Origin of the sequence: Bacteroides sp. MSK.20.82 (assembly GCF_019052485.1) — a bacterium.
Lineage (GTDB): Bacteria > Bacteroidota > Bacteroidia > Bacteroidales > Bacteroidaceae > Bacteroides > Bacteroides thetaiotaomicron.
This window is the reverse complement of sequence record NZ_JAHQUN010000027.1, coordinates 19,472-32,462: the sequence shown is the minus strand read 5'-3', so window position 1 is coordinate 32,462 and position 12,991 is coordinate 19,472. Positions and strand designations below refer to the sequence as shown.

Sequence of the window (12,991 nt, the reverse complement as noted above, 5' to 3'; positions counted from 1 at the left end):
GCAACTATGTAGGAGATGAGGGTAGGTCCCTCGCAATCAACTTGCAGGAATCTCCTCAGTACTGAATGCTTTGATAAGATTGCTGTCGACCAATTCTTTAAGTGGACATCAATTCCTACATCTAATGTGTTACTTTGTACACGTCTCATAAGCTATATCGTTTTAGTTAATGAGTTATGACTTCAATATAATATGAAGTTTACTAAAATGGTATAGCTTTTTTAGTGCTATCTACTGTTATCCGTCACTTCAGATTTTAAACATAGAAACTTATTTTTTTATAATCATACCGTCCAATTTATTATTAATTTTCCAGCAAGGATACCTTCGTCAGCCACCATACGTTTCATTGGAAGATCCCGTAATCCATTTATAAAATCAATAGCTGATTTTAATGGAGGTTGATTCTTTATAGTATCACTTGAAATATAAAACTTAGTTCTAGAACTAAAAAGTAAGTAAACAAAAAGGCGGAGAATAGCAGTCTCCACCTTTTTATTTATTCTTTGGCCTTTTGTATTATAGTAATTGTATTATAGTAATTCCCTGCTTGTATAACTGTTGTAAATCTCCTTTCCAAGCCTGTTAAATTTGAATCAATCCTGATAAAGATTGATTTGCGACCTGTTTTCTCCACATAAAGTCCACCACCTTCTATTACTTGAACATTAAGGGAGTGTGTTCTATATATCGTGTCTTTAGTAGAGATTTCAGTCAGCCACCAGTCGTCACCTTTCCTGGTTCGTAACTCTATAGAATCTTTACTGGATTTAAAAAATACCTCTTTAGTCTCTAGGCCTATCGTATCTGTTCCCTTGCCAACGACGTCATTGCTACATGAAATGAATACAAATAAAAGTAACACGAAAGACAGAAAATAATAAGTTTGTCTCATATTTCTTATTTTATTATGTTAATATATGGAATTATTTCTACATTATATGGATAATTACCCTTGCCGGCTGCTCTAGTAGAAGGAAAAGTAGGTCCTTCACCTCCATTAAAAATACCCGCCAAATAATAACCATTACTATTACCATTCCAGCCCCAGTTTAGATGCAGGTAATCTTCTTTCTCCGTATACGAATGATGAACTTTATCGCTTCCTTTTCTATAGACATCAACATTTCTCTCTCTATGAAAATAGCCATCAGAAACCCAAGCATGACCATTTTGGTAATATTTAATACCCAGTATTTTCTTTCTTACCGAATTGCCACATATTATAACCGGACATTTAGCTTTAATAGATGTTATAACATCCCATTGACTATAAATTTGAGGATTATTGGGTTTCCTATATCCCATTTTCTCGAAGCATTGTGGTATATTTTTTCTTTTAGCTCCGCTTGTATCTGTTCCCCAATCCATTTTAACCAAATCACCTATAGAGCGGAATAAATGGGCAACTGCTGGAGTGGTGGGGAATTGTTTCATTTCAGACCAATTATATGACACCCCATTATACCCTGAAGGTTTTTCATGATATGCCATTACTTGAGCTATTGCAGTAGCTACACAGCCTGTGAGGGCTCTTTGTCCTTCTATAAGAGGTGCCGCATTGTTATATGGACTCCTTTGTCCCCATTTAACAGAAATCAAAGGTTGTACTCTTTCCGTTTCTTCCCATTCTCCAGGTTTCTTTATATAAATAGGACGTCTTCTACCCCTTGTTTGAGATGTGTCTAAAGAGTTATCGTCATCATTTTCTTCTTTGAACTCTATCTCATACTTTTTATTATTAGAAATGTAATTTTGAACTAAATCAAAAAAGAAAGATAATTCCTGATATTGAAGCGTGTCACTTAAAGAAAGATTGCCAGACTCTGAATAAGCAATAATAGGAGTTGTATATAGGTTGGCCGATACTATTGCATAGCCATTGCCACCCTCTGCATTGGCTATATAAAATGAGGGATATGTCTGATTAGTAATTGTATCTCTATAGAAATAGATTTCATTGTTTATTGAATAATTAAGAAAAGAGCTATTTCGTGTATTGTTTCTATTATTTTTAATAAAAAGTTCCACTTCAATAATAGCATTCTCTTTAGTACGATAAGTCGGGGCTTTTTCTGTTAAAGATGGTGGCGAAGATTCTTGTTTCATTACTTCTGTGTCATCGGAACATGAAGTTAAAAACATAATTGTCAAAATCAATAAATGTGCATGTTGTTTCATAATTTATATAATTAAGGTTAATACTGAATACGTTAAAAGTCAAAAGTGCCATGTTTATAAGAGGACCGGGAAGGTTTATAATAATCCTCACCCGGGGTCTGGGGTTGTATAAAATCTTGTCTGAATATTTCTGTAGGATTATCTGTAATTAAATCTGCATCATGGGTATATATGTTAAAATAGCACTCTGGATCTGTTTTTTGGTTATATGGTCCTTCTCCCACAAAAGAAAATTTGTAAAAACCAATTTTTTCTCCGTCTTTTCTGACTGTAAGGAACCAGACATTACCACTACTTATCGTTTTAAATCTCAATCCGTTTAATGATGAATAAGTTTCCTCTATAAACTGGCCATTCAAATATGTCTGTTTTTTACAAGTAAAAGGTAACTCAAATCTACCACCTTCAGCTGGTAGAATAAAAGGATTCTGTTCCGAATGGATTTTATACACAAATGTCAACTTTCCTTTATCTATAATTAGTGGAATTTTTTCTACTTTTATGCCATTAATAGTAGAGTAAGAAATCTGTAAATCAGCATTCAAAATTTTATCTTCTTTATTAATATTTGAGGTTATATTTAATACTACCTGATCGCCCTCCACTTTTATTTCTATATCAGAAAAAAGAGTTTTATCAAATTCTACCGAAACATCCCTAGGAATAATCGGAACCTCTGAACTTAAAACATCATCTATTAATGTTTTTTTTATAATCGTAATCGTAATAATACGTTTCTCTCCAAGACAGCTAAACGGTTTGGATGCGTCCTTACTTGTTAATACTTGATACTCTGTTTTTCTATTGTTTTCCTCTTTTTGACAGGATAACAATGCTAAAGAAATAAACAAAAGAATAAATACCTTTCTCATATTAATGCAAATTAGTTACTATAAATAAAAGTAATATTTAATATTGTTGAAACCTCAACATCTGATACAATCTTCAAGGTCTTTTGTAGAGTTTACAAACTTATTTCCAGCATTATAAGACAATTAAACAACAAACTTTTTGTTTTGAGGGCTTATTTTGACCGTTATCTTTTCTGTCTTATTGGCATGGTTATAAAACATACAGTATAATTCTGGGAAAAGACGTTGAATTTCTTTATAATGCAAAAACTTTTTTCATGATAAAATTAATAATATCATACTACAAAGATAAGACTAAATCGATGTTTTATAGTTATGGAAGAAAATATAAAATCTAACAAAAACATTTATACACATCTTATAATCAGATATTTATTATTGAGATGCTTAATATTATCTAACGTAAGACTAACATTTATATTTTAAGACGTTTTGATGTCGACTTAAATATCCAATATTAGTTTCTAAAATAAATAGTAATATACAGGTATACTATCTCAAACGATTGAATTTTGCTTCCGTTAAATACATATATGTCTCAGTACCAAGAAGGGGTAGTACAGTTGTCGGCAAATACGAATATCCGATCGTTTTTGAGTGCAATAAAGTTTATTGTATCGACTGGCTGTATTTTGTCGGCAATATGAAGGAACTACTTAATTATTTTGAACTGATGGACTAAACGAATGAAAGTATACTTCTGCATCACCTGCCATTATATAGTAAGTCAGGCATGTATCAAAAGGTATAGATTTTGTACTGCCATTTTTTAAGAAGTGGATAGGCCTACTGGGTGAAGGCTTCTTTGATATACGAGGAAAAATGGGTAAAGGCGTACATTATCTTATGGATAAATATACCTCAAAATATATTCCTGAATGAAAGTTGTATATTCTGGAATATATTTTGCTTTTAACAGAAAACAAGTTTCGCAAAGAAAATCTATGAATTGAGACTTCTATTCTCTCACGAGTTGTGAAGCATCCGATAGTACAATGGAAAATATCCCTGATTGCCGAAGAAACGTGATTCTCCCTCATTCATCGCCAAATAAAAACGGGAGAACCGAATGCTCTAGGTATTGCTCATATCCTTTACGTACTCAGGTAGTCCGCCTATGGGTTGGGAAATGCCCGTTTGGCAGGATTTTTTTCCCTTATATAGAACACAACGGGCTCATGAGTGACACATTCTTCGGATGGGTATAGCGGATTCAGATACCCCTTTATAAATATCTTTTCATCTCCTGACAATTGCTGACTATCCATGACTATTCCTGCCATCAGTCCGGTCCAGTTTGGCAGGTATCGTTTTTTCTCTTACATTCGCATCAACGAATATTTAAAATCGATCATATGGAAATATATTACATTGAAGCCGGTATCTTTGACAGGATGCTGGGATGTGTCGAAAGTCTATCGACACGCGTGGACAGGCTGTATGAGAAAAATGCGAATAAAGGGGTTGGTGAGTGACTGGACGGTCAGGATGTCTGCCTGCGCCTTGACATTTCTTCCCGTACCCTGCAGACCCTTCGTGATACCGGACGGTTGGCGTTCACCCAGGTTCAGCGTAAATTTTATTACAAACCGGAAGATGTGGAGAGGCTGATGACTTATGTCGGTATGAGGCGCAAGGAGAAGGCGGTGAGAGACAGAAGAAAAAGCAATAACTTTTAAAAAAGCAAGAAATGGAAGGAATTATCGGTAAGGAGAGTGAGAGTATCCTGCGTTTCTTTATTCTGCTGGAGAATATTCAGGTAAAAATGGATCAGCTAATGGAGGGTAACCGCCCGCCTTTTAACGGTGAACGGTTCCTGACTGACAGGGAGTTGTCCGGGCTGTTGAAAATCAGTCGCAGATGTCTGCAGGATTATCGTGACCAGGGTCGGCTCCCCTATGTCCAACTGGGTGGAAAGGTGCTGTATAAAACGTCGGACATTGAAAAATTATTGGAAGGTAACTATCACAGGGCGCTGATATAATATTGCCCTTTTTAGGCTTTAATGGGATGAGTGTTGGGACTGTCAAGGATTCCGACACTCATCCCATTTTTTATCTGGACATTTTTAGCTCTTAACCCAGTCCGTATCCTTCCGCTTTCTTCTTTTCATGAGCCAATCCATGTCCGAGGATATTTTCTGGTCAGTGACTTGCGCATATACCTGCGTGCTATTGATGTTTGTGTGTCCCATCATCTTGGCGATGCTTTCTATCGGAATACCGGAGGTCATCATTAGAGTTCCGAACGAATGCCTAGCCATATGATAGGATAAATTTTCCTTCATCCCCAGTGCTACACCCAGCCCGTGGACCTCGTACCAGAGGATATCCCGGACCGGTAACGGAAAGACCGGCTTCTCGTTATCCGTGGTGTTGTAAAGTTCTAGTATTTGTTCGGCTACCGGGTGTAACGGGATAAATGCTTCTGCGCCCGTCTTAGCCCGGCGGATGCGGATGTATCTTCTTCCTAGGGAACTCTTTTCAATGTGGCGTGGATGGAGTCTGCGCGTATCCACATAGGCAAGCCCTGTGAAAGAGGAGAATATGAATGTCCTGCGTGCCAGCTCCATCATCGGGTCGGGCATCGGGGTCTCCATTATCAGTTTCAACTCATTGCGCCCGATGTGCTTCAATTTCGGACTGTCCTTCTTCTCGTATGCCACGTCCTCTATCGGATTGGCTCTCAATACTTCCCGGTCCACAGCGATATAGATGAGCCTGTTAAGCCAGCACAGGCAGTGGTTCACATGTCCGTTCCCATGTCCCAGCTCTTTCTTGAGAAAGATTTTGAAGGATTCGGCGAACTCCTCGGTGATGTCTGAAAAGGCGATGTCCCTCATCCCCCTGGATTCGATGAACTGCCTCAGATTGAGCTGGGTTGTCTTTGACTGGCGATAAGTTGAGGTGGAGTTAATCTCGACTGAACGGATTCTAAGCCGTTCCCGTTCTGTCTCTCCGGTCTGCAGCAGGAATTCCGGAATGGAAACGGTATTTGATACGGTAGCTTTGAGTAATTCCGCCGTGACCACTCCCTGGTTCTTCAGCAGGTTCCCGTATGCCTCTTCCAGTCGGCTGCGGAAAGCGGTAAGGCGGTTGTTTTCTTTGTTCATCCTGATTTCTCCTTTGTTACTGTCCCAGTCACTGGGCTTGCAATAGATGCCTGTCGTGACAGCTGACTTCCTGCCGTCGATGCTGATCCGGCAGAGGATGGCTGTCGTTCCGTCCGATTTCACCTTGTTACGGTTGATGTAGAACATGAGTCTGAATGTACTGCGCATGGTAATGACGTTTTTAGGATTAAAGAATTAGTTTGAGATCACGTGTCGCCTCAATGAACCTGTCCATGTCTTCGAACAGTCTCTTCGGGGTTACACGGGCGTAGATTTGGGTGGTCTTTATGTTGGAGTGTCCCAGCATCTTGCTGATGGTCTCGATCGGCACTCCCTCCTCGAGTGTGATCAGAGAAGCGAAGGAATGCCTTGCTGTATGGTAGACAAGGTCCTGGCTGAGTCCTGCCATCAGGCGCAGGGATTTCATATTGGCCCTGAGCGTATGGTAGTCCTGCGGTGGAAAGAGGGTCATGCGGGCATCATCACGGTACTTTTCGATCAGCACGAGGGCTTCCGGCAGCAGCTTGACGCGCCCGAGGTAGTTGGTCTTCTTCCTCCGGTACTTCAGCCAGAGATTGTTTTCTTCATCCGTGAAGAGGTTCTCCCGAGTGATACTTACCACATCAGCATAGGCTGTGCCGGTGTAGCAGGCGAAGAGGAAGAGGTCCCGGGTGATGACATGCGACCTGCGTTTCTCTGGAATCTCCAGATCACGCAGTTTCTCGAAATTCTCCCGGCTGAGTGCTTTCGGTGTACTTTCCTTCTGTTTGGGTAGTTTGAAGTGGCAGAAATGGTATTTCTCCGAATGTCCCTCCTTGTAGGCGATACGGCAGATCTTTTTCAGGATGGCCAGGTAGCCGCGAAGCGTGTCCACGGCATGTCCTTTTTCCATGAGGATGAAATCCTGATAGTCGCGGATGAACTGCTCGTTGAGTTGCCCGAATGCCAGGTCCGAGACCTTGAACTTCGCCTTGATGAATTCGGAAAGCGTGCGGTAGGTGAAGAGGTAGGTCGAGAGTGTGGTGGGCGCACGGTCTACGCCAACACGGGCCTTCATTTCCCCATTGTGTCGGTCGAGAAGCTTGAGCAGGGTCATCTGTATGCCCGCATTACCCTGAAACATGTCCCTGACCGCGGCGGCATCGAAGTCCTTTTTCCTTTCCATGAGGGAATTGAAGGCCGAGTGTACGGCAAGCAGTAGCCTCTCTATTTTTTCATTGGTTTCCACCGCTTTCCGGCTTTTGCCGTTCAGCCGACTCTCACGTGCGTTCCATAGCTCAGGGGTACAGGATAGCTTGCAGCTGAACTGCGCCATCGTGCGGTTGAGGGTGATCCGTCCCATGATCGGGGCTTTGCCGTTCTTGTCCGGCTCGCTCTTTTTCAGGTAGAGCAGTACCTTAAATTTTTCCACTTTCATAACGCTCTTTTTTAGGTTGTAAAAATACTCCTTTGAAAAGCGCCCTTTGGCATGCAAAATATTGATGAACAGTGAATACAAATCCGCTTTGTTCTTATCGATAAAAATCGGTTACCTGTCGTCGTTTCAGAAACAGGCGGCTAACAGCCTGGTAACTGAAACGCTGCAATATTTTGTTTTCTTTTGCAGGCCAGCCTATTCTGCAATTCTCGTAAAGTGCTTAATTATAAACGTTTTACGTTTTATACTCGCCATTCCGTTTTTTACTGCATTTCTAAATATTACTTATACTGCCCGTCATACATGGGCTACGATGGCATATTATAGTGAAGTGCATCCCGGTATCATTTCAGAAGCTATGGGACATTCATCTATCACAGTAACAGAGACTTATCTGAAACCTTTTAAGAATAAGAAAATTGATGAGGCTAATGCAACGGTTCTCTCTCCCTTTAGAAAAACGTTTTTGAAGATAAGTTGCTGATAAATATGGTGTTACTTCTTAGGTAACGGCAAGAAAACACGCTGCAAATATGGACATATTTTGGAAAACATGCAAACAAAAAAGATATTATTTCTAATAAACAACTAAAAAAAGGAAACACATCAAACAAAACTGCGGATTTTTTGTGAAGAACACACCTTGCTCTCTAATTTTTGCAAAAGATTTCCCTCCCCTCTGCCGTCTCTCCAAAGCAGGGGTTAAAAATATCATAACTTATTTATTGAAAATGGCCCGCAGACGCTTCTGTCGGAGTGGGAAAATGTATTATCCCGTTACCTAAGAAGTAACGGGCGAGTATTATTTGAACTTAGTGTTTAATAATATATTATTAATGTAATTTTTAAGTAGTTATGAAGAAAAAATTTGTTAGGGTGATGCTTTTCGGAGCGTTGGCGCTTGCTACCGGTGCATCGTTCGTAGGTTGTAAAGACTACGATGATGACATTGATGCGGTAAATGCCAGAGTCGATGGAATTGAAAAAACTCTCTCGGAATTGCAAGCTCAAGTGGGAGGCTATGTGAAGTCTGTGGTGTATGATGCATCTACAGGCAAATTAACAGTGACTGGTGCGGATAGTAAAGAGTACACTATACCAATGCCTGAAGAATTGCCATCGTATACTCTTGATGTGACAAAGGATGGTAAGATTACTTTGAAGAAGGATGGTAAAGAAGTTAGTTCTGGTACTATCGACATTCCTGAAATCCCTGAAATTCCGACGTATAAGGAATTTGATCCATTGTTACTGACTGTAAAAGATGGCTATGTTTATTATGATGGCACAAAAACTTCTGTTGCGATTCCTGAGACCGCAAAAGGATCTATTACTGCTATCCTTGATGAAAAAGGAGTCGTTACAGGATATAGAATTGTAACGATCGAAAACGGTAAAGAAGTTACTGGTGAATTCTCTGTCATAGACGCTATACCTTTGAAGGGATTAGTATTTGAGCCCACTTGCTATGTGGGTGGAATCTCTGCATTGAAAGCTAACAACTTGACTTATAATGCATGGTCTCAAAATGCGTACGCTAAACCGTCAGAAACCGGTGAAACATATAAGTCTAATCCTACACTTTCTTATATTACTCCGCAAATCTGGGCATATTACCACATGAATCCGGCTAGCGTTTCAATGGCACAGATTGAAAGCCTGAAATTCCTTTCAGGCGATAAGGATTATTATCCAGTTTCTCGTGCTGCTGCAATGGATCCAACTGCTAATATAAAGAAATCAGATGTCGTAACCGAAGACGGACAACGTTATCTTAAAGTTGCAATGGATGCAGATGCAGAAAAGATACCGGCACTGAATTCTGGTAAGGTAGCTGTATATGCTTTGCAGGCTCAGACCAAAGCTATTGGTGCTGACGAAGCTAAAGTAATTACCTCTGATTACGCTAGTATATATAAGGTACTTATGAGCGACTTCGTTCTAGAAACCAAAATTGATGCAGAAGACGTAATCTTATATGGACAAAGCATTTCTCGTACTGGTTCTACTCCTAATGCTAATGCAGGTAAGGCACAAGAAGCTATTGATGCAAATGCAGATTACACTGTAGCTACAGATGGTACACTTAAATTAGCAGATAAAATCTCTACTTATTATAAAGAAAACAATGGTACTGAATTAGTTAAGATGACTAATATTAAAGATAACGGTCTGAAATATGTCTTCACTGCTTCCAATTACATTGGTGGAGCTAATAATGAGACAGAACAGAACTCATTCTTTAATGGTAGTGATGCTGCTAAAGGTATTATTAACCCTGAATATAAAGGTCAGGATTCTGAAGCAACTGAACATCGCGAGCCATTGTTACGTGTAGAATTGGTAGATACCACTAAGGTTCCTAATCAGGTAGTTGCTGTAGGATGGATTAAGACAAAGATTGTTAAGGGTACAATTGACGGATTCGGTAAAGTATTCACTAAAGATACTTATTACTATGGTTGTGAGAACAATGTTGCCAAATTGACTTACCTCAACATGAATGATGTTTATGCTGAAGCGAAGTTGAACAAGCCTGACTTCCATACAGCATATACATTGAAGAAAGATGATGGAGGTGCTATCGCTTTGGGTGAAGGAAGTACAGGAACAGTAACAGAAGTAACGGATCCTGAAGCTATTGCTACTACAGTAGTAGAGTGGACAGTAACTCCGGCAGAAGCTTTGGCTCTTGTTAAAAAGTCGAAGACAGAGATGTTCGCTACTGTGACTTATGAATCAGTAGACGGAACTCGTGGAGATATCACAATTACGATGAAAGCAAGCATCGCAATGCCTAGTGGAGTAATTAAGAATGACCAGAAGATTACTGAAGCTTGGTCACCTGATAAGTCTTATGTAAAAGCTGATGTGAAAGAACCGGTTACTGTAGCAGTAACAGACTTCAAACTTGATCTGTTTGATGTATTTGAAGGTCGTAAGGTTGTTGTTTCTGACGTTACAGAAGCGAACTTCCCATCATTTACGAAGGATAAGTTGACTGCGAAGTTTATCTTCTCAGGAGCTAAGGATGTAACTATCGGAACTGATAAATACACATTCACTGTAACAGCTAACGGTACTCAATTGAATGCTAGCAAGAATAGTGCTACTGCAACTAAGATTGCTACAATTGATGCTGACGGTATTATTACTTACAATAAGGCTGACGAGAATGCACATGCATTGTTGAATAAGTCTGCTTACAACGTGGATCCGTTCACTGTAGGTATTGAAATTGTGGTAACTAACGAATGCGATGAAATCTTACCGTTGACTGGTAACAAATTTGATGTGAAGTTCTTGCGTCCTATCAATGTAGTTGACTTGAAGTCTGCCGAATTGCAGGATGCAACTACAGGAACTGCTAAGATCGACATGAGCAAGTTACTTGGTTTGACAGACTGGAGAGGTCAAGCGTTTGCTGTAGCGCCTATCGATTTCTATACTTATTATGGAGTTACTGGTAGTGCAATTTCAATTGATAAGGATCAGATCATGACAACATTGAATGCAAGCGAAGCTGCACCAAAACTGTTGAAGGACGTTGCACCTAACATGTCAATTAATTACACATGTGATCTTCAGAAAATAGGTGGTGACATAACGTATGGTGACCTTGTTTATGCAAACGGTAAGTTTACTATAAATGCACCATTCAAACTGTTTATTCCTGTAACGGTTAAATATACGTTCGGTGAAGTAACCAGCACAGTAACATTAACAATTACTCCGACTCACCAGTAATTGATTGATCTCTCACGATAGCAATATCGACAAAGATAAGAAGGGTATCTTTTTCAAAAGAAGGATACCCTTCTTTAATAAAGTTAATGCAGTATCATATTAAAAAGAAAAGATAAGCATGAACATAAAGAAATTGTGGATGCCTGTATTCGCCTTACTATTAAGTAGTACAGTCATTTCCGCACAAGAACAAAGAATAAAAGAAGAAGGTAAAACTGAATTCAAACCTCATTGGTTTATGCAAGTGCAAGTAGGTGCTGCTCACACACTTGGCGAAGCTAAGTTTAGTGATCTTATATCTCCTGCAGCAGCGATAAACGTAGGTTATCAGTTTGCTCCTGCATGGCGGGCACGTGTTGGTGTCAGCGGATGGCAGGCAAAAGGAGGCTGGGTTTCTCCGCAACAGGATTACCAGTACAAATATTTGCAAGGTAACATTGACATCGTTTCTGATCTTAGCACATTGTTTTGTGGTTTTAATCCCAAACGTGTATTCAATGGTTATGTCTTTCTCGGAGGAGGATTAAATCGTGGCTTTGATAACGATGAGGCGAATGCACTGGATACACGAACCTATGAGATGGAATATCTTTGGCGGGACGGAAAGTTTCTCATTGCTGGGCGCATGGGTTTAGGATGTAATCTGCGTCTGAATGATCGCTTGTCCATCAACATCGAAGGTAATGCAAATGTCTTGTCCGACAAGTTCAACTCAAAGAAGGCAGGAAATGCTGACTGGCAGTTCAATGCTCTCATTGGTTTGAATATTAAATTCGGTAAAGGCTATACGGAAACTAAACCTGTATATTATGAGGCAGAACCTGTAGTAGTGGAACAACCGAAGCCTGTTCCCGTGGTAGAACAGCCACAGCCGAAGAAAGAAGTTGTAGTACAGCCAATGAAACAGGATATCTTCTTTGCTTTGAACTCAGCGAAGATACAAGACGATCAAAAGTCAAAAATAGATATGTTGGTAGAATATCTGCAAAACAATCCGGCTGCAAAGGTTAAAGTGACAGGCTATGCCGATGTAAATACAGGCAATCCTAAAATCAACAAGTCGTTGTCTGAAAAACGCGCAGGCAATGTTGCGGATGCTTTGAAGGCAAAAGGAATAACCACTGACAGAATTATGGTTGATTCCAAAGGAGACACTGTTCAGCCATATAAAGCACCAGAAGAAAATCGTGTGAGTATCTGTATCGCCGAATAAACAAAGTTATTAACAAGATATTATAAGAAGATATTCTAAAAAATATGTTGCTTCATCGGTACAAAAGAATTTCTAATGGTGTAGAAATATCATTGATACAGTAAGTACCGAATGCGACTACTTTGCGATTATGCGCTCCTGTGAAGAAGCTGATAGTCGTTTTTCCCCACTAAGGATTTCCCCACTATAGTCCTTAGTTTATTTTAGTGAAGAGAGGAAAGGTCTGTACTTGTGAAAGACCGGACTTTTCGCTAACTCTATTCAAAGGACGTTCCTAATTTCCCCTTTTTCCCTGGGAACGTCCTTTTTTTAATTAAATCAACCCTGCCTCAGAATACTTTCAATTAACATTTTTAAGTGCATTTTGCAGCTAATTCCCCTTGAAATAGGACTAAACTTGCTATAAGTTTCTTCTTCTTCCGCATGACTTTAAAATATAAAATGTACAT

At 39.6% G+C, this 12,991-nt stretch carries 11 protein-coding genes; 5 read left to right on the top strand and 6 right to left on the bottom strand.

From position 1 onward, the window contains the following. Nucleotides 1–284: 284 nt before the first annotated feature. The 4 genes from KTR07_RS18835 to KTR07_RS18820 are packed head-to-tail and all read right to left on the bottom strand — an operon-like array spanning nucleotide 285 to nucleotide 3,053. Complete coding sequence (locus KTR07_RS18835; protein WP_011108304.1) at nucleotides 285–491, bottom strand: hypothetical protein; 207 nt, start codon at nucleotides 489–491, stop codon at nucleotides 285–287. Between the two features lie 8 nt (nucleotides 492–499). Then, entirely contained in the window at nucleotides 500–895 is a 396-nt protein-coding gene (locus KTR07_RS18830) for a hypothetical protein (protein WP_005681487.1), read from the bottom strand. Between the two features lie 5 nt (nucleotides 896–900). Then, a complete protein-coding gene (locus tag KTR07_RS18825) occupies nucleotides 901–2,181 on the bottom strand; it encodes a C10 family peptidase (RefSeq protein WP_005681485.1) in 1,281 nt (426 codons plus the stop codon). 32 nt (nucleotides 2,182–2,213) lie between these two features. Then, complete coding sequence (locus tag KTR07_RS18820; protein WP_005681483.1) at nucleotides 2,214–3,053, bottom strand: hypothetical protein; 840 nt, start codon at nucleotides 3,051–3,053, stop codon at nucleotides 2,214–2,216. A gap of 1,475 nt (nucleotides 3,054–4,528) precedes the next feature. Here KTR07_RS18820 and KTR07_RS18815 point away from each other — a divergent pair. Then, a complete protein-coding gene (locus KTR07_RS18815) occupies nucleotides 4,529–4,732 on the top strand; it encodes a helix-turn-helix domain-containing protein (protein ID WP_032839158.1) in 204 nt (67 codons plus the stop codon). 11 nt (nucleotides 4,733–4,743) lie between these two features. After that, nucleotides 4,744–5,037 carry a helix-turn-helix domain-containing protein gene (locus KTR07_RS18810; RefSeq protein ID WP_005681481.1) on the top strand — a complete coding sequence of 98 codons (294 nt, stop codon included), beginning with the start codon at nucleotides 4,744–4,746 and terminating at the stop codon, nucleotides 5,035–5,037. 84 nt (nucleotides 5,038–5,121) lie between these two features. Here the strand turns inward: KTR07_RS18810 and KTR07_RS18805 are convergent, their stop codons facing one another. Further along, nucleotides 5,122–6,333, bottom strand: coding sequence for a site-specific integrase (locus KTR07_RS18805; RefSeq protein WP_117981427.1), 1,212 nt, complete (start codon nucleotides 6,331–6,333; stop codon nucleotides 5,122–5,124). 19 nt (nucleotides 6,334–6,352) lie between these two features. Further along, on the bottom strand, nucleotides 6,353–7,582 hold the full coding sequence (locus tag KTR07_RS18800; protein ID WP_005681479.1) for a site-specific integrase: 1,230 nt from the start codon (nucleotides 7,580–7,582) through the stop codon (nucleotides 6,353–6,355). 64 nt (nucleotides 7,583–7,646) lie between these two features. Between KTR07_RS18800 and KTR07_RS18795 the strand changes: the two genes are divergently transcribed. The 3 genes from KTR07_RS18795 (at nucleotide 7,647) to KTR07_RS18785 (ending at nucleotide 12,542) form a co-directional block, all read left to right on the top strand. Further along, a complete protein-coding gene (locus tag KTR07_RS18795; RefSeq protein ID WP_008765140.1) occupies nucleotides 7,647–8,066 on the top strand; it encodes a tyrosine-type recombinase/integrase in 420 nt (139 codons plus the stop codon). 629 nt (nucleotides 8,067–8,695) lie between these two features. Further along, nucleotides 8,696–11,329 carry a hypothetical protein gene (locus KTR07_RS18790; protein ID WP_225684378.1) on the top strand — a complete coding sequence of 878 codons (2,634 nt, stop codon included), beginning with the start codon at nucleotides 8,696–8,698 and terminating at the stop codon, nucleotides 11,327–11,329. A gap of 118 nt (nucleotides 11,330–11,447) precedes the next feature. Beyond that, nucleotides 11,448–12,542, top strand: coding sequence for an OmpA family protein (locus KTR07_RS18785; RefSeq protein ID WP_008763632.1), 1,095 nt, complete (start codon nucleotides 11,448–11,450; stop codon nucleotides 12,540–12,542). Nucleotides 12,543–12,991 lie beyond the last annotated feature (449 nt).

Coding starts and splice junctions, on each gene's coding strand:
- KTR07_RS18810 (WP_005681481.1), top strand. CDS start 4,744: ATGGAAGGAATTATCGGTAAGGAGAGTGAGAGTATCCTGCGTTTCTTT.
- KTR07_RS18825 (WP_005681485.1), bottom strand. CDS start 2,181: ATGAAACAACATGCACATTTATTGATTTTGACAATTATGTTTTTAACT.
- KTR07_RS18795 (WP_008765140.1), top strand. CDS start 7,647: ATGAACAGTGAATACAAATCCGCTTTGTTCTTATCGATAAAAATCGGT.
- KTR07_RS18800 (WP_005681479.1), bottom strand. CDS start 7,582: ATGAAAGTGGAAAAATTTAAGGTACTGCTCTACCTGAAAAAGAGCGAG.
- KTR07_RS18785 (WP_008763632.1), top strand. CDS start 11,448: ATGAACATAAAGAAATTGTGGATGCCTGTATTCGCCTTACTATTAAGT.
- KTR07_RS18830 (WP_005681487.1), bottom strand. CDS start 895: ATGAGACAAACTTATTATTTTCTGTCTTTCGTGTTACTTTTATTTGTA.
- KTR07_RS18820 (WP_005681483.1), bottom strand. CDS start 3,053: ATGAGAAAGGTATTTATTCTTTTGTTTATTTCTTTAGCATTGTTATCC.
- KTR07_RS18805 (WP_117981427.1), bottom strand. CDS start 6,333: ATGCGCAGTACATTCAGACTCATGTTCTACATCAACCGTAACAAGGTG.